Genomic DNA, 646 nt, shown 5'->3' on the forward strand with positions numbered 1-646 from the left:
GTGCTGACGGGTATGGACCCTCTCGCCGTCATTGCGAACCCCGTGACCATCGGCGTGTTCTGCGGCCTCTTGTTCGGCAAGCCGCCCGGCATCTTCCTGGCCACCTGGCTCACGGTGAAGCTGCGCTTAAGCGATCTCCCCGCTGGCGTGAGCTGGGGCCATATCGCAGGCGTGTCCGTGCTGGGCGGCGTGGGCTTCACCATGGCCATCTTCGTGACGAACCTGGCATTCGTCGATGCGAGCACCATCGCCATGGCGAAGGCGGCTATTCTGGCTGCTTCGCTCGTGGCCGGCGTCGCCGGCTTCCTCGTGCTGCGCCGCGTGACCGACGAGGAAGAGGAAGAAGGGGCTGCCGAGTTAGAAGCGGAAGGCACCGTCGAGCGGTCATAGGAGAAACAGGGAGCCCGACCGTTTGCGGTCGGGCTCCCTGTTGCGGAGCGTTCGTTTGTAGCGCGTTTACTTGCGGCTGGGCCCCTCTTGCGCGATTGCGAGGCGATCGCGCGTAGTTGCGAGGGCGTCTACCGCTCGTACACCACCTCGCCGCCCAGGATGGTTGTCGCCACCTTGGTGGTTCGGTAATCCTCCACGTTGCCGGCGATGAATTCGTTGTCGAACAGGCACATATCGGCGAAGTTGCCCACCTCCA

At 64.1% G+C, this 646-nt stretch carries 1 protein-coding gene; it reads left to right on the top strand.

From position 1 onward, the window contains the following. Window positions 1–390: Na+/H+ antiporter NhaA (locus tag C2L80_RS13525; RefSeq protein ID WP_154863671.1), on the top strand; the 390-nt coding region annotated here is incomplete at its 5' end. Between the last annotated feature and the right edge of the window lie 256 nt (window positions 391–646).

It is taken from the genome of Rubneribacter badeniensis (genome assembly GCF_002899695.1).
Lineage (GTDB): Bacteria > Actinomycetota > Coriobacteriia > Coriobacteriales > Eggerthellaceae > Rubneribacter > Rubneribacter badeniensis.